Consider the following 26,270-nt stretch of genomic DNA (forward strand, 5'->3'; position numbering starts at 1 on the left):
TTAATCAACTCCATCGTGAGGCTTAGCTCTTGTCTTGCTGATTACAACGCAATATCGAAACAAGGGTCTCCATGACGTATGCATGCTAGGATTCAGGTGACCCATTCTGCTCCTCAAATCTTCCCAATCCTTCGCACGAAATCCCTTAGCCACCGATAGAGGTGCATCATGCCGAATATAGCGGTTGGTTGAAATCAAGCGAGAGGTCACCCATACCGCCGTCCAAGACATCCAATGTCGATGAATATCATTGATAACGACGCCTAACCGCGACGCTCTCAGCATGCACTGCACAAAGAGTGGCAGCTCATCTGCTGTAAAATGGTGCAGGAACTGCGTTCCTGTTATGATGTCTGCGCTCTTTTCCTCCAGCTTCAATAGATCATCTTGGATGACTTGCACACGAGGCTCATCTTGAAAAAGCGATCTTGCTTCTTCACAAGCCTCCTCAGTCAGATCTACTAATGTAATTGAAAGCGCAACGCCCTGCTGATCTGCCCATTTAAGCAGACGTTTGTTCACATCGCCTGAACCTGCTCCTACATCCAGAATCGATAGACAGGAAGGCTTGCCCGACTCCTCCCATAGCTTTCGAACACCATATAGAGTAGGCGCGGCTGCAACAAATATTCGATTGAGCAGCCGCAGCTTCCGTAATGCCTCGCGAAGCTCCGTTCCGCCGCTTGAGAAATCATCCATAAGCTCAGGAACTACTGCACGCTCGCGAAGCCTTAATCCCCTAGACATAAGCCTCATCAGTAAGCTGTTCTTTTTTCAAAACAGCCGGAACATAATGAAACTGAATCATCTCTGCTGTAAGTCCAGGTCCGAATGCCAAGGCTATGCCGCTGGTACGGCAGCTACCATTCTCCTTAAGCTCGTCCCGCATAGCTTTTAAAACAAAAAGAATGGTAGCCGAGGACATATTCCCATAGTCACGGAGAATGCCGAGGCTTGGCGCTGTTTGCTTATCTGAAAGCTCGAATTTATTTTGCAGCGCCTCTACAATTCCTTTGCCTCCAGGATGAATAGCCCATAAGTCCGGTTTAAACGTTCCACATAGCTCCTTTACCTCTGCTGGGATGAATGCTCCAATCAGCTTTGGAATGTCAGGGGACAGATAGAGATCGAAGCCATGATTGCCAACCTCCCATATCATCTCGTCCGCACAATCTGGCAAGAGCACTGAATGATCTCTGCCCAGCTCAAAAATATCATTATGCAACCCCGTTGAAGCCGAACCCACAACGCAGGCCGAGGCACCATCACCGAAGAAGGAGGCAGCGAACAAGGAATCTCTATCTCCAGAGGGCTGAATATGCAGCGTGCATAGCTCAACACAGACGATTAATACGTTAGCTGCTTTGTTCGCAGATACAATTTGCCGAGAAAGCCCTATCGCTTTCAAACCAGCGGCGCAGCCAAGAAATTGAAGCGGAATCCGAGTTACTCTGGGCGAAAGTTCTAATTGCTTCACCAGAACGGCATCCATCCCTGGTAGAAACTGTCCCGTGCAGCTTACCGTAATCAGATGTGTAATATCGGAAGCCGCAATACCCCCATCGCTGAGAGCATCTCTTGCTGCTTTTAATCCTAGTGGAACGGATTCTCTCTTATATAGACCCATTCGCTCTGCAGTCGAGGGTGCGTCAAGGTTAGATGTGCTCGGTAAATAACGACAATCCGCCGCCTCTGCGAGTAAGTTCGGTTCACATGTATAACGATTCTCTACCCCGCATTGCTTAAAAATCCTTCTTGCCCAGCGCGCCGAGTCAGGCTTGTCGCTTAGCGCCTCTACCAATCTTCGTGACGTATCAGCTTGATTTACAAGGTAGGACGGTACCGCCGTCCCTATTCCTAATATTGCAATGCATGAATCGATAGGTTCCATCTAACGACATCCATCCTCTCTGGTTAAACGGGACAAGTTTAATCCTTTAAACATATATACTCCCCAATCCGTACCAATATGACGAAATCGCACGGAAATCATATCTATTAGCGTTTTATTACAGGAACTGGGCATTAATTGTAATAAACTTGAAATCTAATTTTCATCTGCTTTTAATGTAAATCTCCTATAATAAAAACAACCCCCTTTTGTATATATAAATGTTGAAGACCCACAGCACCGAATGCTGTGGGTCTCTTTTTGTTCTATTTGACTTAAGGCAATAGCTCAACAAGTACAATCTCTGGGCGGTTAAATAATCTCTGCGGGATAATGCTGTTTCCAAGTCCTCGACTGACAATCATCGTTGATTGCTCTTCTACATATTTGCCCGCATCATATTTGGGCAAGAAGCCCTGGCCTGGCGCAACGAGTCCGCCGACGAAAGGCAGCCTAACCTGCCCCCCATGCGCATGGCCTGAGAACGTAAGGTCCATTCCTTTTTTCTCATATACCGCAAATAACTCTGGACGATGAGAAAGCAGAATCGTAAAGGCATCCTTATCCGCCGTCTCTTGCATAGCTGTTTCAATAAACTGGCTTATTTTATCGACATCACCGTCAGCTTTATTGTTAAAGGTCGGATCATCAACACCTGCTAGTCTAATCTCACCATCGCCAAGCTGGATCATTTCACTTTCGTTACGCATTACATTAACGCCAAGCTTATTCAGCCCTCTCTCAAGTCCTTCGTATTTACCTGAATTGAATTCATGATTCCCCGTTACATAATAGACAGGAGCAAGCTTCCTCATCTCACGCATGAGGGTAAGACTGATCTCCTCGTTATACTTCGTGCTGTCTACCAAATCTCCGGTTACGACAATAATATCTGGCGCCAGCTTCTTCACCTTGCGTACGATTCGTTCCTGATCGCTGCCAAATAACTTGCTGTGAAGATCGGTTAATTGTACGATTCTATAGGAATGGAAGCCCTGCGGAAGCTTTGCAGAGCTCACTTGAAACTTCGTAATGCTGAGTACATTATTCTCATAGTAGAGAAACGCTGCAATAATAAGGATGAGGAGAGGAATGATATATAATAATCGTTTCTTCGTATTGCGCACGGAACCATACTCCTTTCTTTTTCTTACTTCGCTCTATGCTTTGACCAATTCCATGATTGCCATTTGCTATCCGCTCGAGCCTCTTTATGCAGCCTCTCTATAACCTCATTCAGTCCATTCAGGTTAGGATTCTGCGCTTGCAACTTAACCAGTATCGGTGCAGCATCCGTAGACAGGTTTCCTAGATAAGCAACGTCAATGACTCCCGTACGCTCAAAGCGATCCATATTGTAATCAGCAATGCGAGCGTCGAGATTGATATAGTTCATGATTACAAATGCAAGGATGGTTACGCAAATATACGCTTTTCCCATGGAAAAGTTCTCTTTCCATATCCGAACCATTGCAATAAGGAGCAGCACACCAAGAAACCACATAAAACCATGGACCAAAAGCCTCGTCTGCGTAAAACCATAAGCTTCTTCATATAACGATAGGCGGCAATAAGCGGATACCAGCATTACTATCGTACAGCTAATTAGTATGGTTAGTGATATTTTGCGAATGGTTTCAGCCGACTTGCTCGTGCGCTTTATGAGATGAAGTCCGCACATCAGCAAGACAATGTTGATCAGGGAGACGAGAACAAGCTCCGCGAAGCCTCGGCGAGCGTATTCCGCATAAGCCGCACCTTCAGGAAGAAGGCCGTTAGCCGCGCCAAACAAATAAGAAAATTGGACAATTACAAATAAGACATACACGAAATTAATACTGATCAGCAGCGTGCCTGCTGTTACAGGATCATATTGTATCCGTTCCTTTTGCGGTAATGAACCCTCTTGCGGCATACTTGATTGATCCGTTGATTTGTGGAATAGCAGCCCCCATATGTAACAGAACGCATACATCGCAAATAAAAAGGCAATCACCGCTCTAAAAATTCCTTCACCAATAGAGAAGTGCCCAAGCCATAGCGGAATTTCATTCAGCCATGACGAGAAAATTTGATCTGCCGAAGCTAAGAGCGATAAGACCACAATAAGAATAGGCGCGGCAATGGCTAAACCGACCATCACCTTACGAAAATTGCTTTTTGTGGCGTCTCCTCTTTGGCTATCTTTGAGCCGATGATTAAAGAGGCTGAACGGCACTGCAATAAATGCAAAAGGCTTTATCAAGCTAAGGAACAGCATCTCTGTATAAAATAATCCTCTATACCACGGCTTTACACTGCTTCGCGTCAACAGCGCAGTTTGTGCCACAATTAGCGCGAATATCGCAAACACATTCAGCACGCGGAAGAGACTGTTGGCAAACAACACATAAGTTAAGGTTAGCAAAGCAATGGGAATGAACAGCAGCCAGCCTGAGCTCATGCGTCCCTGCCATTTCTCAAATCCACCCATTCTCCCTTTGATCGAATAGAAGAACAGCCCATAAAATCCGAGAACAAACAATAAGGCAGATACCCCCGCATCGGCTCCAATAAATAAATACTGACTCATAACCCCGAACAAAAGGGCTAGAATAAGCATTCTTTCATACCTTTTTTGCCAAGGTGCCGGATCTCTCACTATACTCACTCCATTTTCCAAACTGTATTTGTTAATTTCCTCCTTTTATTGTACCCTAGAAAACAAGAACAAAAAGTGTAAGTTATAATTGGAAAATTTCATATTTTATATAGGGGAGAGTTTTGCATGAAAATACGAAGGCATTACTTAGCCATCAGACGTTCCTTTGCCAGTATACATGAGGGTATCCCGTTCGAAGTCACGACACAGGAGCTAGCAGATTTGCTTGATTGCACACATCGCAATATGGTACTTCTGTTAAAACGAATGCAGCAGGAGCAATGGTTAACCTGGGAGCCAAAGAGAGGGCGCGGCAATCGCTCCAGTCTCTCCTTCTTGGTCAGCAAGGAGCAAATCGCCCTGCAGGAAGCGCAAGAAATGATGCAAAAGCAGGATTTGCATTCAGCACTGGAGCTGCTAGGACAGCTCGATGAATCGACGAAGCTGAGGGATCAATTCCAAGAATGGATTTCCGGACAATTTGGCTTCCATTCCGAGGTGCAGGGTAAACGGAGAACCGATATTCTACGTTTTCCAATGCCGCAAACGATCTTTACGTTAGATCCAGCAGCTATTCATTTCACTGGTGAGTCTCATCTCGTTAATCAGCTCTTTGATGGACTTGTGCGCCTTGATGCGAAGGGTGAACATATTTTGCCGCAGCTCGCTCATGCATGGGAGGTTGATGAGACACGAACACGCTGGACCTTTTATTTGCGAAAGGGCGTGTTGTTTCATCACGGTCGGGAACTCGATTCCTCAGATGTTAAATATTCGCTGGAGAGACTGCGGTCCTTGGCACCGCAAGGGCTATATAGCTGGGCTTATACCGACATTGCAGCAATGGAAACGCCGGATGATACGACGATACGCATTCAATTAACCCAGCCTAATGAAGCTTTCCTCGCATTCTTGGCAACCAATCGAGCTAGCATCATTCCTCAGGATGCCTGTGAGGCTGCAGGGGAAGCTTTTGGACAGCGACCTATCGGCACAGGCCCCTTCCGTCTGATTGGTCATGAGCATGGTGTATGGATATTGGAAGCCTTTGCGCCTTATTTTCAAGGACGTGCCTTTCTCGATCGGGTTGAAGTGTGGACACTGGCTGACAATGATCAGGCGGCTAGTCGTTCTGAGCTGAAATCCTTTCAAATCATGCATAATGCTCGTTTGTCGGATACGGCGGCTGACCATTGGCAGCAGGTGCGCCAATCCGGTACGACCTGTAAATTTATAACCGTAAATGAACAAAAGGACGGCTTGCTATCCAATCCAATGCTGCGTGAGGCAATCGACCATGCCATCGAGCGGACGGAGCTGCTCCAATTGCTATCGGGCGATGTGATTGAAGCTGTTGACAGCTTCTGGCCAGATGCAGTGGAATCAGATAATGAGAAGAGCGAGGATAAGTCTGATTTTGCAGCGATTAGAAGCCAGTTGTCTGCCTCTGGTTATAAGGGGGAAGCGCTCGTTCTTGCTACCATTCCGCAGTATGAGGCAGATGCTGATAAAATACGGCAAGTATGCGCCTTGTCTGGCATTCCAGTTACGATAAACCTCATTCCTGCTGAGGCATTTAAAGGTACTGCCCGTATGTCCGCTGACCTGCTTCTCTTTGCTATCATGCTGGACGAGCACCGCGAGCTTCGACTGATTGATCTGTACAAAAGCATGCAGCAGCATGCGCTGCCGGACATTCATGACATGCTGGAGCGCAGCATTCATCATATATTATCCCAACCCGATCCAAAGCTTCGAGCAGCTGTTTTCTTGGAAATTGAAGCACAGCTCAAAGAGAGGCACAGCCTGCTGTTCCTCTACCGTAAGCATTTAAAAACCGCCTTTCACCCTTCCGTCAGAGGCATATCACTGGAATCATTGGGATGGGTGAGGTTTAGAGATATTTGGTTTACATGATCAATCATTGATCATGTAAACCTGTAACCCTGTAAACCTATAAAACTTTCGCAAGATCAATTTCAATGCCGGCCCATACCCCTTAAGGCAAGCGATAATAGGCAAACGGATCTCCGCTGCGATATGAGCTGCTGAGTGTATCCAGCTCCTTCAAAACATTCTCGTTCAGCTTTAAGGACACGCTCATTGCGTTCTCCTCCAGCTGCTTGGCACGAGTAGCGCCCACAATAACCGTTGATACAACAGGCTGATGCATAAGCCAAGCTAGAGATAGTGCGCTTGGCGTACAATCTAACTCACTTGCGAGCTTTCCAACCTTTTCGCCGAACGCTATCGTATGTTCATTCAGAAACCGATTGAAACCCGGATCTGTCTGAGCGCGTGATCCCTCTGGTACGCCTTCTGATGAGCTGTATTTGCCGGATAGAATTCCACCAGCCAACGGAAAGTACGGGATAATGCCGACACCCTGATCGAGACACATCGGAACTAGCTCATTCTCCGGTGTTCGATCGGCAAGCGAGTAGCTGGTTTGTGTAGACACAAATCGGTTCAAGCCCAGTCGATCGCTGATCCCGATTGCTTTCATAAGCTCCCAAGCTGCATAGTTGGATGCCCCTATGTAGCGTACCTTACCAGAGCGAACCATATCCTCCAGCGTACGGAGTGTTTCTTCAAGCGGCGTTTCTGGATCAAAGGTATGGATCTGATAAAGATCCACATAGTCGGTTTGCAGCCGTTTAAGACTATGTTCCAGCTCAGTCATCAAATGATAGCGTGACGAACCTCGTTCATTGACTCCAGCGCCCTTCACCAAGCCTGCTTTAGTTGCTAATACGACTTCATGCCTTTTCCCCTGAAGCGCTTCACCGATCATCCTCTCCGATTCCGTACCTGCATATATATTAGCGGTATCTATAAAATTAATTTCATTATGAATGGCGGAATCAATAATCTCCTTAGACGTTTTATAATCCGCCCGTTTCCCAAATGAATTGGTGCCGAGACCTAATAGGGATACTTTTAACCCACTTTGACCGAGACGACGATATTGCAAAACATTCAACTCCTCTTCATCAGAAATATACATACATGAATATTATTATAGCCTTTGTTGTCATTATCCCCTACCCTATAAATTCTGTTATGATAAGGTTAACTATTAATCGGAACAAACGTTTCCGTTCCCTAGGAAGGATTCCAACGATGACTCATCCATTATCCAAACGAATCATCAAAATATTATGCGGCGATACCTTTTATGAACGAGGTGAAGCTTACTATAGCAATGGAAAAGTGACGCTCACAACCGAGAGTCCGAATGGACGCAGCTATCATGCAACCGTTCAAGGCTCAACACGCTATGAGGTTACAGTCGAAATCGACCGTAATGGTGACGTTGATGCAGGCTGCAGTTGTCTGGCATTCAGCAGCTATGATAAATACTGCCAGCATGTGGCGGCTGCACTGCTGCAAATTCAAGAACAGGAAGCGCTCGAGGACAAGAGCCCTCGCGTCTACCCATCGCTCTTGCATCCGGAGGATCAACCGATTGAGGAAGAGGATTATTATGAGGAGCATATCCAGACTCGATTCTCCCAGCATACCGCTTTAGCTAGTGCGGATACCCGCCTTGCAAACGATATACTGGCGCTATTTAAGAGAAAGCCGAATCGTTCTAGCGGAAGCCGCTCCGTAATAGATGCTAGAATTCCACTGGATATGGAAATTACATGCCGCACATACCCATATGGTTACCGAAAGCATATGTTCGGCATAGAACTCAAGATAGGCCCAAAGAGGCTCTACATTGTCCAGCGAATAAGGGATTTTCTATTAAGCGTAGAGCATGGCAATACGTTTGTATTCTCCAAGCATTTTACTTATGATCCAGCCCTTCATCTCTTTCAGCCTGCGGATGACGCAGTCCTAAGACAGCTTAATCAGATACTTAGCAATGAGATATTGTACCGAGATACATCCTCTCGTTCTTTCATGAAGGAGTCTCCCGCCAGCGGTGAGCGCATGCTGCTTATCCCTCCCTTCTCATGGGGAACACTGCTGCCATTGCTAACGGTAGCACCGAACGTGCAGGTTGCCCATCGTAATGACACATTTGCCGGATTCCAGCTTTCAGACGAAGCTCTCCCGCTTCACTTTGCGTTTGATCAATCAACAAGCGACGGTTATCAATTGGATGTACAAGGACTTCAGGGAATGACGATCATGGAGGATTATGAGCTCGTGCTCATGAAGGGCAAGCTGCTGCGGCTGCAGCATGGTCAAGGAAAGCGCCTCGCTGAACTGAAGGATTTGCTGGATACGTCACGTAAGCAGAGCATCCATATTGCACCGGAGCAAATGGAGCCTTTTATGGAGAAGGTTATTCCCAGCTTGATGAAGCTTGGCAGTGTTCACATTGCGGAGACGATCTCTGACCGCGTCCTGCAAACGAAGCTTCGAGCTAAGCTGTATCTCGATCGTATAAGAGATCGGCTTGTTGCAGGTCTGGAATTCCAATATGGCGATATTATCATTAACCCATTGGAAGGCAGCGATACAAAACGCGGCACCGACCGCATTCTGATGCGTGATGGTGAAGCGGAGAGAATGATTCTTGAGCTGATGGATAGCTGCCCTTTTGCAAAGACGGAAGAGGGCTATTTCATGGAGGACGAGGATGCAGAATTTGACTTCCTGCATCATGTTGTTCCGCGGTTGGAGAAACTCCTTCAGGTTTACGCGACTTCAGCGGTCAAAGTCAGAGTTGTAACGAAGCATGCCCCGCCAAAAATCATAGTAGATGTGGATGAACGCACGGACTGGCTGGAATTCAAATTTGAAATGGATGGCATTCCTGAATCGGAAATTCGCAAGCTGTTAAAATCGCTAGAGGTGAAACGTAAATATCACCGACTGCCTGATGGCTCATTGCTGCCGCTTGACGGAGCAGCATTTCTAGAGATCATTACCTTTCTGAATGAGGTTGGGCTGCCTGTCGGAGAGTCACAAGGAAATACATTCCGTATTCCGGCTGTTCGCGGCTTGCTTATGATTGATTCCGATAAGCAAGGCAAGTCTGTGAAGCTAGGCAAAGCATTCCGACGACTGCTCGAAAACATGCGGAACCCGGATAATCTCGATTTCCCTGTACCAGAGAGCTTAGCTCCTGTACTGCGAGATTATCAGAAGTATGGCTACCAGTGGTTAAAGACGCTTGCCCACTATGGCTTCGGCGGTATTCTTGCAGATGATATGGGACTTGGCAAAACGGTTCAAGGCATCTCCTTTATCGTCTCTGTACTGCCCGAAATTAGAAAGCGAGAGCAGCCAGCGTTAATTATCTCGCCAGCATCGCTTGTCTACAACTGGCTGAATGAGCTTAAGAAATTTGCTCCTGAAATAAAGGCTGTCATTGCCGATGGCACCAAACCAGAACGTCTAAGCGTTCTGAGAAAACAAGCAGGAGTCGACGTCATTATAACGTCCTATCCGCTGCTTCGAAGGGATATAGAGCAGTATGCGAAGCAGTCCTTCCATACACTCCTTTTGGATGAGGCGCAGTTTTTCAAAAACCATACTACCCAGACGGCGCAAGCCGTAAAAGCTATTGATGCTCAATATCGATTCGCACTCACAGGAACACCTGTGGAAAATACGCTTGAGGAGCTTTGGTCCATCTTTGGTGCTGTTTTCCCTGAGCTATTCCCGAGCCGTCAATCCTTCCAAGAGCTTTCCAGAGAAACGATCGCTAAGCGAGTCAGGCCTTTCCTGCTGCGCAGATTGAAGAGCGATGTGTTGAAGGAGCTGCCTGAGAAAATTGAATCCATTCAAGCGTCTGAGCTGCTGCCTGAGCAGAAAAAGCTTTACGTTGGATTTCTGGCGAAGCTGCAGCAAGAAACCGTTAAGCATTTGAATGAGGAAGGCTTCCAGAAGAACCGAATCCGGATCTTAGCCGGCATTACTCGACTGCGCCAGCTTTGCTGTCATCCGGCACTGTTTGTCGAAGACTACAAGGGCAGCTCAGCCAAATTCGAGCAGCTTCTGGATATTATTGAGGAATGCCAAAGCGCAGGCAAACGACTGCTTGTTTTCTCACAGTTCACGGAAATGCTCGGCATAATCGGTCGCGAGCTTGGACTGCAGGGAGTGCCATTCTTCTATTTGGACGGGCAGACGCCTGCTTCGGAACGGGTGGAGCTCTGTAATCGATTCAACAATGGCGAGCGCGATTTATTCCTGCTCTCCTTGAAAGCTGGCGGCACCGGGCTTAATCTGACCGGGGCAGACACCGTTATTTTGTACGATTTGTGGTGGAATCCCGCCGTGGAGCAGCAAGCTGCTGATCGGGCGCATCGCATTGGTCAAAAAAATGTCGTACAGGTCATTAGGCTCGTTACCCAAGGAACGGTAGAGGATAAGATGTACGAGCTTCAGGAGCGAAAGAAAAACCTGATCGACGAGATCATACAACCGGGTCAGGAGAAGCTGTCTTCTCTATCCGAGCAAGAAATTCGCGAAATTCTCATGCTTCAATAATGATATTATTCGAAAAAAGAAGGCTGTTTCGACAAGGTGATTTCGGACCTTGCGAGGCAGCCTTCTTCTGTTTATTCATAAAGCATTATTTCATTATTTTTTTCAGCCATTTGATATCCATCTTGTAAGGCGGATAGGCGAGACCCGTATCTATTTTCGTGCTTCTCTTTACGATGCTCTTCTGATGAGAGAAGAGATCAAAGCTCATTTTACCGTGATAAGCACCTATACCCGAATTGCCTACCCCGCCGAACGGCAAGTGAACGCTTGCCACATGCGCGATTGTATCATTCACACAGCCCCCACCGAAGGAGACATGATCAAGCACTAGCTTCTCCACCGCTTTATTTTCCGCGAATAAATACAAAGCGAGCGGCTTCGGACGGGCATTAATATGAGCTATCACCTTATTCAAATCATTGTATGCCATAATGGGCAATATCGGACCGAAGAGCTCCTCCGACATCGTCGCATCATCCCAAGTTATCTCATCTAAGAGCGTAGGCTCGATATACAAGTCATCCTTCTTGGATGCACCGCCAACGATAATCTTTTCTTTATCCTGTTCAAGCAAGGACACCAATCGATTGAATTGACGTTCATTCACAATCCGTCCGTAATCTTGGCTTAAGCTAGCATCACTGCCATAAAAGCTCGTAATGACTTCCTTCATCTTACTAATGAGCGGGGCTTTAACCTCTTCATGCACAAACATATAATCAGGCGCAATGCAGGTTTGCCCTATATTGAGAAGCTTGCCCCAAATAATTCGTTTCGCCGCGACATCCAAATTAGCGGTTCGATCAACGATAACGGGGCTTTTGCCGCCAAGCTCCAACGTAACGGGCACAAGATTTTTCGCAGCTGCTTCCATCACAATCTTCCCAACGGCTACACTGCCTGTGAAGAAAATATAATTAAACGGCGCATGTATCAATAAAGATGTCGCTTCTGTCGCGCCTTCTACAACTCTTATATAGGATGCTGGAAATGTATCATTAATCATATCGCGAATAACCGCGGAGATGTGAGGCGTGCTCTCTGATGGCTTCAGCACTGCACAATTGCCTGCTGCAATGGCTCCAATAAGCGGTTCAATGAGAAGCTGAAAGGGATAATTAAAGGGTCCAATAATGAGTACCGTACCATAAGGCTCGCTTCTAATGTAGCTTTTAGATGGAAAGACATGAATAGGCGACTTGACTCGCTTGGGCTTCATCCACCCTTTGAGATGCTTCATCATATGGCGAATGCTTCCCAGCACAAGTCCAATCTCTGTTGCATACACTTCAAATTCACTTTTTCGCAAATCCTGATATAACGCACTCATAATCTTCTTCTCATCACGCCTAATTACTTCTTGCAGCTTCTTTAGTTGTTCCAATCGGAAAGCAATATCAAGCGTTCGACCCTCATGAAAAAACTGCTTATGCTCCGCAATAATCCGATCTACACGCTCGTTTGTCCAGGCTTCCATCCGGGTATCCATTCCGTCCATTTCCCCCTTCTGCCTAAAGGCAATCACGTTCTAAAGCAACCACTAATTGTTTCAAAAGAGCAACAGAATCCTCCAATGTCACAGAATAAAAACGCTGTGTGCCCTCTTGCTCGACTTTAACCAGCCCTTGCTCCTTTAATAGCCGCAGGTGATGAGAAATGGCTGGACGCGACAGCTTGGAATGATTCGTAATTTCATTCACCGTTAACACTTTATGCTCGGAGAGCAGCAATAATATATCCTGTCGATGCGGATCGCTCAGCGCCATGAAAACGGGCGCGCATTCTCGAAACAGCTTAATCGCTTCTTGCCCCATCCATCCCACTCCTTTTCCATTATTATAAACATTGTTTTGATAGGTTTAAACATTTAAACATTCTATTATCCTCATCTTACTCCCGTCTCCAAAACGAGTCAATTCAGCCTGGGCGGCAGGCTCTTATCCATTCTCGGTAACTATCCTTCCATGGCAAATATCTTGAAGCGGTACTAGCAGATTTTAATAGAGATAGGGATATTGACCAGTACGAACGATCTATCTCGTACGTATACATACATTACATAACGATCATCTTAGCAGTAAGAGAGAGGAGAAATGAAAGAGGTGAGACGATCAACAACCTATTGCTAGAGAACGAGAAATTCAATAAAAAGGAGAGTTGCAACTTACAGAGAAACAACTTCCATCCTGGAAAAGAGGCTAAGCCATGCATGATTTATCAGTTATCGTAACCATATGTACCTTTCTCATGACGATTGGATTCATCTTTTGGCGACCGCAAGTCAATGAAGCGATTCCTGCTACAATTGGTGCCTTTATCGTTATTTTAAGCGGAACCGTATCTCTTGCAGACCTTGGTCAAATAACAGAAACGATAAGCGGAGCGGCTATCACGATCATGGCGACCATCGTTATGGCGATAGTACTCGAAAGCTTTGGTTTCTTTTACTGGGCCGCAGAGATTTTAATTAGAAAAGCTAGAGGATCGGGTGTTCGATTATTCTGGCTGACCAATCTATTCTGTTTTCTTATGACGCTTTTTGTTAATAATGACGGCAGCATCTTAATTACAACGCCTATCCTGCTTCTCCTGCTTCAAAACATGGGACTCAAAAACCATCAGAAGATCCCCTATCTTCTATCCGGAGCGTTAATAGCCACCGCCTCCAGTGCCCCAATCGGGGTTAGCAATATCGTAAACTTAATTGCTTTGAAAATCGTTCATATGGACCTATACATGCACACCGCCATGATGTTCGTTCCCGCTTCGCTCGGGCTCGTCCTGCTTTCCGTTCTTCTATTTGCAACCTTCTATCGGACTTTGCCAAAATCATTGCCGCATGCAGCTAGATGGAGTCTTATACCTGGCAGCCATCCTTTAAAAGAGATCATAACAGCAGACAAGCGCAACGTCTTTATGCGCAACATTCTAATCTTCGTATTTTGTGTCCGATTAAGCTTATTTGCAGCCTCCTATATCCACTTCCCCGTTGCATTGATGGCTGTAATCGGTTCTTCAGTTCTACTCGCGTGGCGCTGGATTTATCTGAAAGTCTCTCCTGCCGATATGATTAAAAAAACACCATGGTATATTCTTCTCTTCGCGTTCAGTATGTACGTCATTATCTATGGTTTGAACAATATCGGTCTGACAGATTATTTGATCCAGCTCTTGCAGCCTATCGTCTCAGGGAGTCTCCTTAACGCAAGCGTTCTTATGGGCGGTCTATTGAGTATTTTATCTAATCTATTTAATAACCATCCCGCTCTAATGGTCGGAACACTAACCTTAATGAGTATGGGACTAGATCCATTGACACTCAAAATTTCTTATCTAGCAAGCGTAATCGGCAGCGATATCGGCTCATTATTATTGCCAATCGGCACGCTTGCAACCATGATGTGGATGCATATTATTCGAAAAGGCGGAGTTAAAATAAGCTGGGGGCAATATTTGAAGGTGACTTCCCTTGTCATTCCTATTACAGTCATTTTCACATTGATTATATTGTCGTATTGGGTTTCGTGGCTATTTTAACAAAAAAAAGACCTTCACGAGGAGGGTCCTTAAAAAAGAGACTATGCACGTTGTATTTTATGTGAGAAAGCTTGAAAATGCATGGGTATTTAAACGCGAAACAGCCCATAACCAGCAAGCGGTATGATCGGATCTACATCTACTGTCAATCCTTGCTTATGTTGTCCATGGTAAGCAACGTCTGCAAGCCAGCGTGTAAAATCAGCTACCGGCATCGTATCCATTTCTTCCAGACTGAAGAAGCCCGCCGCATCCACCTCTACCAGATCTGGTGTCGGCTCTCCTCCAACGTACTCCATCTCGAAGGCAATGTATATATTGTGTATGCCTCTAGGCTGATCGCGCAGTGCCACGACGCTCTTAACAATCGCATTCACTCCGCTCTCCTCCATCACTTCTCTTTGAATCGTTTCTTGTATAGGTTCTAGCTGCTCGATATATCCACCAGGATTTGTCCATTTCCCTTTGCCCGGCTCCTGAGCTCGGCGTACCAACAATAGTTTATCCTCTTTACGGACGAGCGCACCTACACCAATGCTATAGCTGCCCCAATGAACGAAGCTGCAGCTGGTGCACGCCCTTCTCGCTGTACCGTCAATATCACGTACCTCTAACTCATGACCACATTCCATACAAAACTTCGCTGCCATTTCTATCACCCCTGCATTAAGCTCAAGTCTAATCAGAATTATACGAGCAAAATGGTTCACTGCATAGCCATACTCATTTGTTTTTACAATAGAGTTTGGCCTTTTTTGTTGTTTGTATCATTTTTTTAGGAGGAGTTTTCGTGACTTTTGTATGACTATTGTATCGACTTCTTTCAACAAAGACTGGTGAATGGTACATATTAATTATAAATATTTCCATATCATACAGAAAAATAAAGGTTTTTTGTAAGGACACGTCGAATTAGTGTTGTCGGAAAGCGCTTAATGAATATAGGAGGAACGTCATGAAATGGCTCTCAAAAAGATTCACGCTCGTCATCATTCCGGATGCTAATCAGTCCGTTCAACAATATCGCATATCCAGGCTAACCCTTATATTAGTGCCAAGCCTAGTCATCCTTCTAGCTATATTTGCATTATCGTTTCTAGTCCTATTCTCCAGAAATGCATCCTTAACAAGCATGCTGCAAGATCAGCTCACTGCATCATCAGCTCAGTTCCAGCAGCAGCTTAGTGAGAAAGAAGAGAATATCGCGCTGCTGCAATCAGATCTTGTTCAATTATCCCATCAAGCACACACAATGGAAAATAAGATGGTCCAGATTAACCAGCTTGAGATTCAGCTTAAGCAGCTGGCTGGTATTGAAATAGACAATTCTTCTATAGCAACCTCCAAGCTTGTAGCCGAGGAAGGCGGACAAGGCGGCGAGGAAATTCCTCTACCCGAGTCGGACACCGACTCATTCGTAGCTGAGACAAGCCAGTATTATTCGGATATTACACAGAAAATGAACAAGCTAATCCCGCAGCTTCAAGAAACAAAAAAAGAGGTTTTAAAGGTTCAGAAAATGCTCCGCATAACGCCGACCATTTGGCCAACTGATTCTCGCAAGGTTACCTCACTCTTCGGGGTTCGTAAGGATCCATTCACGAGACGAGCTACCTATCATGCTGGTCTCGATATCGGCGGTTCCTACGGCGATCCCGTATATGCAGCGGCAGATGGTGTTGTCACCCTTTCAGAGAGAGACCGCGTCCATGGCAATAACATTTTAATCGACCATGGCCGAGGTATCAGCACCAGATATATGCATTTGAGCAAACTAAGTGTTAATGTTGGCGACAACGTGTTAAAAGGACAAATCATTGGAGAAGTGGGGAGCACAGGACGCAGTACAGGACCGCATCTTCATTATGAAGTATACATAAACGGTGAGAACGTCAATCCCGAGCCTTATATTAAAGAAGACAGAGAGGAGCCCTAACATGTTCAAAAACAAAGCTTCTAAAATCAATCCAGATACAATGGATACACTGATTGGTGAAGGATCTTCCTTTGAAGGGAAGATTAAATCGGATGCCAGTATTCGCGTTGATGGCCATGTAACCGGAGACATCGAATCAAATGGCTTAGTTACTATCGGCGAGAATGGTACAGCGAGCTCTAACATTGTTGCTCGTGATCTTATTCTGGCAGGCAAGCTTACCGGCAATGTTGAAGTAAAGGGAACACTGACGATTCGCTCAACGGGAACACTCATTGGCAATATGACCGCAGGCACTCTTCTCATCGAATCGGGCGGCATATTTCACGGATCGAGTAAAATGGCAGTGAAAGAACAAGTCTCTGCCACTGAAAACAAGATTACAGCTAAAGCTACTTCAGCCTAATTCATAAGAAAGAAGCATGGTTCCGGATCATATCCTAAGGCCATGCTTTTTTTGTTTCGTTTGAAATGCGTGTCCTCCTACGCGTATAATGCCCTTATAAGCAACATACTGGAGGAGATTAACGATGCGTTTTATTAGCAACAATGGTATTAACGATCCATCGCTGAATTTAGCGTTAGAGGAATATATATTGCGGTCACTTCCTGATACAGATGATTACCTGCTATTTTACGTGAATGAGCCATCAATCATTATTGGTAAAAACCAAAATACCGTTGAAGAAATTAATGCGGAGTATGTGGAGCAAAATGGTATACATATTGTTCGCAGACTATCTGGAGGCGGTGCTGTCTATCATGATCTTGGCAACTTGAATTTCAGCTTTATTATGAAAGATGACGGAAAATCATTTCATAACTTCAAGAAATTCACGGAGCCTGTCGTTCGCGCTCTGCAATCGCTTGGCGTCGATGCCGAAATGACCGGACGCAATGATCTTCAGGTCGGTGAAAGGAAAATATCCGGCAATGCTCAGTTTTCAACAAAGGGTAAAATGTTTAGTCACGGAACTCTTCTCTTTGATTCAGAGATAGAAAATGTAGTATCTGCCCTCAAGGCGAACGCTGAGAAATATGTATCGAAATCGACAAAGTCGATTCGCAGCCGTGTAGCTAATATTACTGAATTTTTGAAAGAGCCTATGACCGTCGAACAGTTTAGACAGAGTCTGTTAAAATCGATATTCGAAGGCATGGATGAGATTCCATTTTACGAGCTTACCGAACAGGACTGGGCAAATGTTCATAAACTAGCGGACGAGCGTTACCGCAGCTGGGAATGGAATTACGGCCGCTCCCCTTCTTTTAATGTTCAGCAGAAGAAACGAATCGAAGGCGCTGGAACATTCGACATTCGCTTGCAGGTAGAAGAAGGGATTATCGTGGAAGCAACCATCTATGGCGATTTCTTCGGTCGCGGAGACAGTAATGAGGTGGCTGCTGAGCTGATTGGAACACGCTACGAAGCTTCAGCACTCAAGGAGGTCATCGATCGCATTGACCTGCCATACTACTTCGGTTCAGTTACGAAGGAAGATTGGTTAGCTTTGTTAATCTAACGCTCAGAACAAAAAAAGACTGCCAAGTCCTCTTTCAAAGTGGGCTTGGCGGTCTTTCCTAACTTATGAAAGTGTGATCCTTGTTATGGATTCGCTCCTACTCCCTTAAGAAAAATTGCATGGTCTTGTCTGAGAAACCAGGCAAATCCTCATGGCTGAAGTCAGGATATATCTCCATCTGTTTCTTAGCAGTAATCTTATTATAAGCAGCAAACTGTGTAGAAGGCGGACAAACCGTATCCATCAAGCCTATTCCGAGCATGACCTCTCCCTTAATGCGTGGAGCTAAGTGCTGAATATCAATATAACCGAGCTTCGTGAAGATCTCCTCTTCACGCTTATGCTGCGGATCGAAATTTCGGAAATAGGTACGCAGCTCCGCATATGCATCCTTATCCAGATCCATTTCCCATACTCGTTTGTAATCACTTAAAAAAGGAAAAACAGGCGCGACCTTCTTAATTTTCGGCTCCAGCGATGCGCAAGCAATAGCCAGACCGCCGCCTTGCGACCCGCCCATAGCCATAACCCGCTCAGGATCAACCTCCGGCATGCCCATGGCTATTCCTGCGAGCTGAGCAGTATCAAGGAAGATATGACGGAACAGAAGCTGGTCTGGATGATCATGAAGACCGCGTATAATATGACCGTTATGCGTATTCCCAATTACGCCTCCCGTATCCTCGGATTGACCTCCTTGTCCGCGGCAATCCAATGAGAAAAAAGAAAAGCCTAATGCGGCATAGCCTAATTTATCCTGCCAATGACCAGAATGTCCTGTATAGCCATGAAATTGCAGAACGGCTGGATGAGGCTCTGTTACATTTTTCGGCTTAATGTATTTCGCATGGATGCGTGCTCCGCGTACACCCGTGAAATATAAGTCAAAGCACTCTGCATAGGGAACTTGAAAATCGCTCTTAACAAGCTCGATTTGAGGATCTATTGCTTTCATTTCAGCAATGGCACGATCCCAATAAGCATCGAAATCCGCTGGACGAGGGTTTCTTCCCTCATAACTTTGTAATTGCTCTAAAGGCATATCTATAGTCGGCATTTCTGAACCTCCCTCATATTGTGCAAGCTGCGTTAAACGCCTCATATTCGATGTGAAAGCGTTTAACTCACCCATCCTTTTAGTAGAATAACCCATATGAAGAATAGTGTATAGACTTATGTAAGCATGGTTTATTTGCTAATAAAAAAAGACCGGATGCTTCACTATTAAGTGATGCTTCTCAGTCCGTTTGATCATTGTAATCCTGTTGTTAGCGAAATGTTTGGCTTACTTCGATGGATTTTTCCCTCTAGCCGCGACTCCGCCTTTGAATGCTGTGCTTCCTTTAGACATGTTTGCTCTTTTGGCATCACTAGCTGGGTTGGTGCCTTTAGCTCCGCTTGCAGCATTAGCACCTTTCTCGCCCTCTGCACCTTTAGCTGCTGGGGTTCTGCCGAAAACCTTTTTGGCCATTTTTTTCTTCTCAGCCGCTTGCCAACGATTCCAGCCTTTTTTGCCTGTTCCTCGTCCTGTTCCGCCTTTAGCCTTCGCGTTGCTCATCAAATCACTCCATTGTGCATTCTATGTCGAGTTACCTGTTATACATTTACTTGAAATGTAGCCGCAGCATCTATTCAGATCCCTGTTCCTCGTTATCATTACTAAACAGTATACCATTAATCGAGCGACTTAAGCTTACTAGGCCGATCAAATCGTATAATTTCAAATCATTTACATTTCAGGGTTGGTAATGGATTAATTTGCTGCCGCGCATGTTAAGATGGATTTAGGATAGAAAAACAGCATCAATCGCTTCTCTGTCATAATCCAGTATCCAGTCATTATATTTTAAGTACAGGTGCCGAAGCGCTTCTGTCTGATTAGATACGATGTCTAGACCTCTGCTGTCATAATTATAAAAAATCGTATGCTTGGTGCTGTTAATCAAAAATAAATTATAGTCTGATGCAAGGAAATTTGAGCTTTTAATATCTGAAACTTTACACTTTAGTACATAGCGATATGATTCCCTGCCATCTTCCTCTTCCTCATCCTCAGGCTCATTTATGACACTTGTGCAACTGAGATTTCGTAATATTTTTTTATCCTTAACCATTTGTCTAAACATATTAAATTTACGTGTTTTTGTATATTTTCTATTTAAATATAAGTAAAGCAGAATGTAAATTTCATCATTGGCATCATGTGCTTCCTTGAATAATTGAGTCCTACGCAGCTTTACTTGTTCATAATATGCTTCATCTGATACGGATGGATCGGGATTACCTATCTCAAATCTTATCCCTATATCTGCGTTGTAGAAGAGTGGAGATTCAATTAGTAATGAAGGAAATTGTTCATTTAAATAATGATCAAGTGACAAACTCATCTAAGGCTCCCCTTTATGTTCGACTCATTTTCTAAACCAATTATCAAATAAATGAATGAAAGGCGATGATTATGTTGACTATCATCATTATTATTTTATTACTCGTCATTATCGCACTCCTCCTCAACATTAACTCCAAGTTGCCAGAACGTGACCTAGCAAAAGAAGCAATTGAACGATATGAAAAAGAGAAGTTGAAAGACCATTAAGTGAAAAAGGGAGGAGCTTAAAAGAGTCATAGAAATAATCGATAAAGGACAGCGTCATTAAAATAAAAAAACCAGTTAAAAACGCGAGCATGTACGTGTTTAACTGGTTTTTGTTTAAAGGTAGTGGATAGGATTGAGGTTAGTTCCTATCAGCAGGATAGCTTAATCCCCACTGCTTTCTAATCGTATCTAGTGTAGTCATGATAGCTAGCGTTTCCTCTAGCGGCATTATCACACTCTCTAATTTCCCGTCGCGCAGGCAGTTCATCGCTTCCTCCGCTTCGTATGCGTAGCCTTCCGCTTGTCGATCGCATTGATAGATTTCTGGATCTTCATTCGTTACATGCAAAGAGGTCGATTTGCCAAATAGGAAGTTAGGAATATGAATATGACCTTTCGTTCCATAGATATAGGCATCGCTGACCATACCGAGCTGAACAGCACCATTCAATGCAGCCGTACGTCCACCTTCATACTCGAACAACAAGGAAAATTGCTCATCCACGCCAGTCTTACCAATATGAGCACTGCTCATTATTTTAGTCGGCTGTGTGCCAAATATCATGGAAGCGAAAGAAACGGGATAAATACCGGCATCAAGAAGCGCTCCGCCACCAAGCGCAGGATCTAGCAGCCGACTTTCCGGTGCCCAGCCCATGTTAAAACCAAAGTCCGCTTTTAGCATGCGTACTTCACCGATCTTATCTTCAGCGATCCATTCTCTTACCTGACGAATTGGCGGCAAGTATCGCGTCCACATCGCTTCCATTAGAAACACGCGATTCTCTTTGGCATATTGAATCATCTCTTCCGCCTCAGCCGCGTTCATCGTGAATGGTTTCTCACAAAGTACCGCTTTTCCCGCACGAAGTAATGTTAGCGCATTCTCTTTATGAATAGGATGGAGTGTTCCAATATAAATGATATCAACATCGGGATCAGCCGCCAGCTCTTCGACGCTTCCATGTGCACGAGGAATATGATATTCCTTAGCAAACTTCTCTGCCTTCTCCAAATTTCTACCACCAACAGCAACTACCTCTGCACCCGCTGCAAAGGCTAAATCCTTCGTAAATTTAGAGGAAATCCAACCTGGTCCTAAAATACCCCATTTGATCGTTTGTATCGTCATTTCTTCGTCCACTCCTTTAATTAGGATGCTTCTTCCTTTATTATAAGGAACTTACTCTACATCGTATAGTTTTGCAAGAACTAACCAGCTCAACCTATCTATCATGGCTAATCAACCGTTATGACTAATCAATCATTATGACTAATCAACCATGCAAGAGTTTAACTTTCGCCACATGTGGGTATTATATAGCAGCCCCAACGATAACTTCTGGGAGTATACACAATGAGAGGATGATCAACATGCAAACAAAAACAGATCTTCACCATACGAATGAGACGGTTCCTGAAACAGGAAAATACATTTGTGCTGCAGGAGAGTCAAAGCAATTCCAAGAAGGCAACAAATTTCCTGTATGTCCGGTGACAAATGTTTCTACAACATGGAGACATGCCGATCATGAGCATAAAACCGGTGACAAGGTGACAGAATCAGGTCATTACACGGACAAAGACGGACAACGCATCGAATTGAAGCATGGAGATACTTTCCCTGCCTGTCCGAAATCAGGTAAAGACACCGCTTGGAAGCATTCATAAACATAATTAGTTTGGTGAAATAGTAAGGATAAACACCTCGATGGGTCTGCCTCTGGCTTACCCATCGAGGTGTTTTTAGTTGGTTTATTGGTTTGGGAGGTGGGGGTTGGGGGTTGGGGGTTGGGGGTTGGGGGTTGGGGGTTGGGGGTTGGGGGTTGGGGGTTGGGGCTCGGTGCTTGGTGTTTGGTGTTTGGTGCTTCATGCTTGGTGCTTGGTGCTTGGTGCTTGGTGCTTGGTGCTTCGTGCTTCGTGCTTCGTGCTTGGTGCTTCGTGCTTGGTGCTTGGTGCTTGGTGCTTGGTCTTTGGTTCTCTGTGCTTGGTGCTTGGTGCTTGGTCTTTGCAGTTAAAGGGATCGGATATAGTAGATGCACCTTTAACTATTTAGATGAGACGTAGCTAAGGGACTCAGGAGCCTCTATTTGCTGTATTTGTACTGATTTTGGATGCTATCGGACTTGAGATTCGTTATTTGCACAATAATCACCTAGTAACCACCTTATGATCGAAAATAACGGATCTCATGTCCGTAAATTTTTCAAACTGCACTTATTTTCAAGAATAACGGATCAAGTGTCCGCTAGCCAAACAAGTTAAGCTGGTGAGTGCTTATCCGTCCCTTTTAAGGGATGTAAATAATTTTAGACGCAGCTAAGGGACACAGGAGCCGCTATTTGCTGTATTTGTACTGATTTTGAATGCTATCGGACATGAGATGCGTTATATGCACAATAATCACCTAGTAACCACCTTATGATCGAAAATAACGGATCTCATGTCCGGAAATTTTTCAAACATCATGTATTTGCAAGAATAACGGATCAAGTGTCCGCTAGCCAAACAAGTTAAGCTGCTGAGTGCTTATCCGTCCCTTTCAAGGGATGTAAATAATTTTAGACGCATCTAAGGGACACAGGAGCCGCTATTAGCTGTATTTGTACTGATTTTGGATGCTATCGGACATGAGATGCGTTATATGCACAATAATCACCTAGTAACCACCTTATGATCGAAAATAACGAATCTCATGTCCGGAAATTTTTCAAACATCATGTATTTGCAAGAATAACGGATCGAGTGTCCACTAGCCAAACAAGTTAAGCTGCCGAATACTTATCCATCGCTTTTTCAAGGAATCACAAAAAAGAGACATCCCCTAAAAGGAGATGCCTCTTCGTACAACGTTCATTATAGAGTAGGTTAAGGATAAATATCTGTAGCTCCTGCTTGAATAAGCAGGGCTTCCGCTGTTGCTTCATTTTCTGCATCTGATTCGGTTATAAGTAAGAAACGCCCTGCTTCTACAGCTTCTCCGCACTCTTTGGCAAAACTATCCGGAATGCCGATATTGAGCATGACCTTTTTATTGTCTGATTCATCCTCTAGTTGCAGTCCGCCAACTACAATTCCTCCTGCACCATTTCCTACCCCGGCAACCCCTGTCTCAGAGATTCCACTTGATGCAAAAGGCGTTGCTACCCCAATAGGAGCTACACCACTAACGCCGCTTCGTTCTTGAGCTTTTCGAATCTCATAAACTTCTTCTACAGGAATATCTGATTGTGATGCCAGTATAGGAGCCGATTCCTGATTTTTCACAACAAATCGAAGTCCGCTATCGTCTCCATTCATCGTACGAAGTAATTTGATTGCTTCTAAAGCTTTCTCCTCCGTGTGGAAAATTCCAATAGTCATCGTCATTATGAGCCCTCCTCTTATACATAACACCTGCTATGAGCTTACAGGTATGAATACCCTCTCAGTGAATGTTTGAATCTCGCCAACCGTAATTTGAAAGAAAAGCATTCAAAAATAAAAGGAAATAAAAGGTTACAATTCTTCATTGACGAATCAATAAATAAAACTTCTACGAGGAAGGGAACTAAAAACTATCTATTCAACCACTGGTTGAATGAAGGATGGCACCTCTATTCAACTAATAGCTGATTGGTTTCAATTAGGGCGTATGTTACGTTAAAGAAAGCAAATCGCGCGCTTTGCCAAACAATTTCTAGGAGGCAGCTTATTAATGGATATGCGAAAAATCGGAGCATTCATATCGGAGTTAAGAAAAAATAAGGATTACACACAAGTTGAGTTAGCCACCCATCTTAAAGTAAGCCATCAAGCTGTTTCCAAGTGGGAGCGCGGCGAATCATTGCCGGATATCGGACTTCTACCGAGCTTAGCGAATCGTCTAGACATTACTATTGATGAATTATTGAACGGCGGCTCGGCAAACTTAGCTGTCAGCACATCTCCTTCAACAGAAGAGGGCGAGGCGATAACTAGAACCTCATATACACAGCAAGTGAGCACAAACTTCCATGATGATAAGCAAACGAATCAAATTTCATTAGAACATATCATAAGTCTTGCTCCTTTTTTATCAAAAGAAACGTTGGAGACCATGCTAGACGGAATAGATATTGGACTAAACATGCATATTCTAAACGGATTAGCACCCTTTGTTGGCAGAGCAGCATTGGAGCGTTTAGTTGTGACGTTGCCTGAGGATGAAATAGATATTCGTGCCATTACGGGTCTGGCTCCCTTTTTGGGAACAGAATGTCTAGGACGATTAGCGGATCATGCCTCTACCGAAAATATAGACTGGGATGTCGTCCAAGCATTATCACCTTTCTTAGAGGCTTCAACACTATCCCGAGTGGTACGTAAAATATCTCCAGCCGCTATTCCTGATGCTTCTATAGTAGTCGGATTAGCTCCCTTTCTCGATCAAACGGATTTGGTCGTACTAATCGAACAGTTAGATCGAGAGAGGCTGCTTCCTGTGCATTTGTCTGGAATGGCTCCATTTCTCCCATCTGATTTTTTGAATACGCTGATTCTTCGATTCAAGGTTAACGCTAATTAAACGATCCTCCATCGCCTAACGCTGGCATTCTCTTTATTAATTGATCGGTGTTAGGCGCTTTGTTTATCATCATGTATTTCTATACCGCTTGTCCGATAATAAGGAAATGATAATTTATTACTTTAAGACCCTTAGCCGTTGCGTTTTCTTTGAAAATTTTCTGAACATCATTAAAGCATTTATCCCAAACGATTTCTTTCAGCTTCTGATTTTTCCCAAAACATTTTTTGATTAAAATATCCGCTGGACCCGCCAAGTATTCTATTTCTTCAATAAAGACCTCCATCTGTCCCAGCATGATACAAGCCTATAGCAAATCCATCCCTTTTCATTATTCGATGCTCCTCGCTCATCCCTTTATGAAATAGCCAAGGACCCTTTTTCGTATAAATCAAATTAAAGTGACTATTTATTGGTTATTTTTGGTATACTCGGTAATATGATTCTAATTGATATGATTTCTATATCGCAGGAAAGCTATAATAGTCATTGTATTAAGATAAGAATGTTATGTACTGTGCATGATTAGAATGGGAGGAACCAAAATGTTAGTTGTCACTACAGAAAGTATTCCTGGTTATCGAATCGATAAAGTAATAGGCCACACGTTTGGTGTCGTAGTAAGAAGTCGCGGCCTTGGAGGAAATATTACAGCCTCTGTGCGAAGTTTATTCGGTGGAGAAATAAAGGAATATACTGAAATGATTGAAGATGCTCGTAAGGTCGCTATTGACCGTATGATTCAAAATGCTCATGCCATGGGGGCAAATGCAATCGTGATGATGCGCTTTGACTCTGGTGAAATCGGACAAACGATGTCTGAGATCGTCGCTTATGGCACTGCGGTTGTAGCTGAGAAAAATTAGCTATGTCCTATTTCGTGAGCATATACTTCGGCATTCAAATATTGCTTATTATTATCGCTATTGCTAGTACGTTTATATATCGCCGGAGACGTCTGAAACAACGCGCGCTTCAGCCTCCAGCTGGTTTCGAGAAAACCAGTGAAATATTTATAGATCCAACAACGGGTGTTAAGCAGCAAGTATGGTTTAACCCTAGTACTGGAGAAAGATTTTATGAAAGAACGGATAAAAATAAAAAATAAGCTAATTCACGGTAGCCACAGCTGCCTTGAATTAGC

Annotated in this window: 25 protein-coding genes and 1 pseudogene; 12 read left to right on the forward strand and 14 right to left on the reverse strand. The window is 44.4% G+C overall.

Going from position 1 to position 26,270, the window contains the following annotated elements:
- The 4 genes from AC0YOD_RS21615 to AC0YOD_RS21630 form a co-directional block, all read right to left on the reverse strand.
- Entirely contained in the window at positions 1 to 747 is a 747-nt protein-coding gene (locus AC0YOD_RS21615; protein WP_475801410.1) for a methyltransferase domain-containing protein, read from the reverse strand.
- Complete coding sequence (locus tag AC0YOD_RS21620) at positions 740 to 1,891, reverse strand: type III polyketide synthase (RefSeq protein WP_475801411.1); 1,152 nt, start codon at positions 1,889 to 1,891, stop codon at positions 740 to 742. Before AC0YOD_RS21620 ends, AC0YOD_RS21615 begins: the two co-directional genes overlap by 8 nt.
- Before the next feature lie 275 nt (positions 1,892 to 2,166).
- Positions 2,167 to 3,018 (reverse strand): metallophosphoesterase, encoded by an 852-nt coding sequence (locus AC0YOD_RS21625; protein ID WP_475801412.1) that lies wholly within the window; start codon positions 3,016 to 3,018, stop codon positions 2,167 to 2,169.
- Positions 3,019 to 3,041: 23 nt separating this feature from the next.
- The gene (locus AC0YOD_RS21630; RefSeq protein WP_475801413.1) at positions 3,042 to 4,541 is read right to left on the reverse strand and encodes a DUF4153 domain-containing protein; all 1,500 of its coding nucleotides are present in this window, start codon (positions 4,539 to 4,541) and stop codon (positions 3,042 to 3,044) included.
- 117 nt (positions 4,542 to 4,658) lie between these two features.
- Here AC0YOD_RS21630 and AC0YOD_RS21635 point away from each other — a divergent pair, with 117 nt between their 5' ends.
- Positions 4,659 to 6,449: an ABC transporter substrate-binding protein gene (locus AC0YOD_RS21635; protein WP_475801414.1), complete on the forward strand. Its 1,791-nt coding sequence runs from the start codon at positions 4,659 to 4,661 to the stop codon at positions 6,447 to 6,449.
- Positions 6,450 to 6,531: 82 nt separating this feature from the next.
- Here the strand turns inward: AC0YOD_RS21635 and AC0YOD_RS21640 are convergent, their stop codons facing one another.
- Positions 6,532 to 7,506, reverse strand: coding sequence for an aldo/keto reductase (locus AC0YOD_RS21640; RefSeq protein WP_475801415.1), 975 nt, complete (start codon positions 7,504 to 7,506; stop codon positions 6,532 to 6,534).
- Between the two features lie 149 nt (positions 7,507 to 7,655).
- On the opposite strand from AC0YOD_RS21640, the gene AC0YOD_RS21645 reads away from it, so the two are divergent.
- Complete coding sequence (locus AC0YOD_RS21645; RefSeq protein ID WP_475801416.1) at positions 7,656 to 10,988, forward strand: DEAD/DEAH box helicase; 3,333 nt, start codon at positions 7,656 to 7,658, stop codon at positions 10,986 to 10,988.
- A gap of 85 nt (positions 10,989 to 11,073) precedes the next feature.
- On the opposite strand, the gene AC0YOD_RS21650 is transcribed toward AC0YOD_RS21645, so the two are convergent.
- Both AC0YOD_RS21650 and AC0YOD_RS21655 read right to left on the reverse strand, forming a co-directional pair.
- Complete coding sequence (locus AC0YOD_RS21650; RefSeq protein WP_475801417.1) at positions 11,074 to 12,477, reverse strand: aldehyde dehydrogenase; 1,404 nt, start codon at positions 12,475 to 12,477, stop codon at positions 11,074 to 11,076.
- Between the two features lie 22 nt (positions 12,478 to 12,499).
- Positions 12,500 to 12,802, reverse strand: a complete 303-nt coding sequence (locus AC0YOD_RS21655) for an ArsR/SmtB family transcription factor (protein ID WP_475801418.1) — start codon at positions 12,800 to 12,802, stop codon at positions 12,500 to 12,502.
- A gap of 391 nt (positions 12,803 to 13,193) precedes the next feature.
- Here AC0YOD_RS21655 and AC0YOD_RS21660 point away from each other — a divergent pair, with 391 nt between their 5' ends.
- Positions 13,194 to 14,525, forward strand: coding sequence for an ArsB/NhaD family transporter (locus tag AC0YOD_RS21660; RefSeq protein ID WP_475801419.1), 1,332 nt, complete (start codon positions 13,194 to 13,196; stop codon positions 14,523 to 14,525).
- Positions 14,526 to 14,614: 89 nt separating this feature from the next.
- Here the strand turns inward: AC0YOD_RS21660 and AC0YOD_RS21665 are convergent, their stop codons facing one another.
- Entirely contained in the window at positions 14,615 to 15,175 is a 561-nt protein-coding gene (locus AC0YOD_RS21665; RefSeq protein WP_475801420.1) for an NUDIX domain-containing protein, read from the reverse strand.
- 305 nt (positions 15,176 to 15,480) lie between these two features.
- Between AC0YOD_RS21665 and AC0YOD_RS21670 the strand changes: the two genes are divergently transcribed.
- The 3 genes from AC0YOD_RS21670 (at position 15,481) to AC0YOD_RS21680 (ending at position 17,984) form a co-directional block, all read left to right on the forward strand.
- Positions 15,481 to 16,461, forward strand: a complete 981-nt coding sequence (locus tag AC0YOD_RS21670; RefSeq protein ID WP_475801421.1) for a peptidoglycan DD-metalloendopeptidase family protein — start codon at positions 15,481 to 15,483, stop codon at positions 16,459 to 16,461.
- Position 16,462: 1 nt separating this feature from the next.
- Entirely contained in the window at positions 16,463 to 16,867 is a 405-nt protein-coding gene (locus tag AC0YOD_RS21675; protein WP_475801422.1) for a bactofilin family protein, read from the forward strand.
- Between the two features lie 124 nt (positions 16,868 to 16,991).
- A complete protein-coding gene (locus AC0YOD_RS21680) occupies positions 16,992 to 17,984 on the forward strand; it encodes a lipoate--protein ligase (protein WP_475801423.1) in 993 nt (330 codons plus the stop codon).
- A 97-nt stretch (positions 17,985 to 18,081) separates the two neighbouring features.
- Here AC0YOD_RS21680 and AC0YOD_RS21685 read toward each other — a convergent pair whose 3' ends face one another.
- The 3 genes and pseudogenes from AC0YOD_RS21685 to AC0YOD_RS21695 all read right to left on the reverse strand — a co-directional run bounded on the left by AC0YOD_RS21685 (position 18,082) and on the right by AC0YOD_RS21695 (position 20,371).
- Positions 18,082 to 19,041 carry an acetylxylan esterase gene (locus AC0YOD_RS21685; RefSeq protein WP_475801424.1) on the reverse strand — a complete coding sequence of 320 codons (960 nt, stop codon included), beginning with the start codon at positions 19,039 to 19,041 and terminating at the stop codon, positions 18,082 to 18,084.
- Positions 19,042 to 19,457: 416 nt separating this feature from the next.
- Positions 19,458 to 19,542 (reverse strand): annotated as a pseudogene (locus AC0YOD_RS21690) (DUF3934 family protein); the annotation flags it as partial.
- 226 nt (positions 19,543 to 19,768) lie between these two features.
- The gene (locus AC0YOD_RS21695) at positions 19,769 to 20,371 is read right to left on the reverse strand and encodes a DUF3885 domain-containing protein (RefSeq protein ID WP_475801425.1); all 603 of its coding nucleotides are present in this window, start codon (positions 20,369 to 20,371) and stop codon (positions 19,769 to 19,771) included.
- A 65-nt stretch (positions 20,372 to 20,436) separates the two neighbouring features.
- On the opposite strand from AC0YOD_RS21695, the gene AC0YOD_RS21700 reads away from it, so the two are divergent.
- Positions 20,437 to 20,580: a hypothetical protein gene (locus AC0YOD_RS21700; RefSeq protein WP_475801426.1), complete on the forward strand. Its 144-nt coding sequence runs from the start codon at positions 20,437 to 20,439 to the stop codon at positions 20,578 to 20,580.
- A 139-nt stretch (positions 20,581 to 20,719) separates the two neighbouring features.
- Here AC0YOD_RS21700 and AC0YOD_RS21705 read toward each other — a convergent pair whose 3' ends face one another.
- Positions 20,720 to 21,712: a Gfo/Idh/MocA family protein gene (locus AC0YOD_RS21705; RefSeq protein ID WP_475801427.1), complete on the reverse strand. Its 993-nt coding sequence runs from the start codon at positions 21,710 to 21,712 to the stop codon at positions 20,720 to 20,722.
- A 242-nt stretch (positions 21,713 to 21,954) separates the two neighbouring features.
- Here AC0YOD_RS21705 and AC0YOD_RS21710 point away from each other — a divergent pair, with 242 nt between their 5' ends.
- Complete coding sequence (locus AC0YOD_RS21710) at positions 21,955 to 22,251, forward strand: YjzC family protein (protein ID WP_475801428.1); 297 nt, start codon at positions 21,955 to 21,957, stop codon at positions 22,249 to 22,251.
- 162 nt (positions 22,252 to 22,413) lie between these two features.
- Positions 22,414 to 22,647 (forward strand): hypothetical protein, encoded by a 234-nt coding sequence (locus AC0YOD_RS21715; protein ID WP_475801429.1) that lies wholly within the window; start codon positions 22,414 to 22,416, stop codon positions 22,645 to 22,647.
- Between the two features lie 801 nt (positions 22,648 to 23,448).
- Here the strand turns inward: AC0YOD_RS21715 and AC0YOD_RS21720 are convergent.
- Entirely contained in the window at positions 23,449 to 23,949 is a 501-nt protein-coding gene (locus tag AC0YOD_RS21720; protein WP_475801430.1) for a hypothetical protein, read from the reverse strand.
- A 328-nt stretch (positions 23,950 to 24,277) separates the two neighbouring features.
- Between AC0YOD_RS21720 and AC0YOD_RS21725 the strand changes: the two genes are divergently transcribed.
- A complete protein-coding gene (locus AC0YOD_RS21725; RefSeq protein ID WP_475801431.1) occupies positions 24,278 to 25,126 on the forward strand; it encodes a helix-turn-helix domain-containing protein in 849 nt (282 codons plus the stop codon).
- Between the two features lie 79 nt (positions 25,127 to 25,205).
- On the opposite strand, the gene AC0YOD_RS21730 is transcribed toward AC0YOD_RS21725, so the two are convergent.
- A complete protein-coding gene (locus AC0YOD_RS21730) occupies positions 25,206 to 25,424 on the reverse strand; it encodes a hypothetical protein (protein WP_475801432.1) in 219 nt (72 codons plus the stop codon).
- A gap of 247 nt (positions 25,425 to 25,671) precedes the next feature.
- Here AC0YOD_RS21730 and AC0YOD_RS21735 point away from each other — a divergent pair, with 247 nt between their 5' ends.
- Positions 25,672 to 25,992: a heavy metal-binding domain-containing protein gene (locus AC0YOD_RS21735; RefSeq protein WP_475801433.1), complete on the forward strand. Its 321-nt coding sequence runs from the start codon at positions 25,672 to 25,674 to the stop codon at positions 25,990 to 25,992.
- Between the two features lie 14 nt (positions 25,993 to 26,006).
- Positions 26,007 to 26,234, forward strand: a complete 228-nt coding sequence (locus AC0YOD_RS21740; RefSeq protein ID WP_475801434.1) for a hypothetical protein — start codon at positions 26,007 to 26,009, stop codon at positions 26,232 to 26,234.
- Positions 26,235 to 26,270 lie beyond the last annotated feature (36 nt).

The organism is Paenibacillus sp. J31P13 (assembly GCF_056269295.1).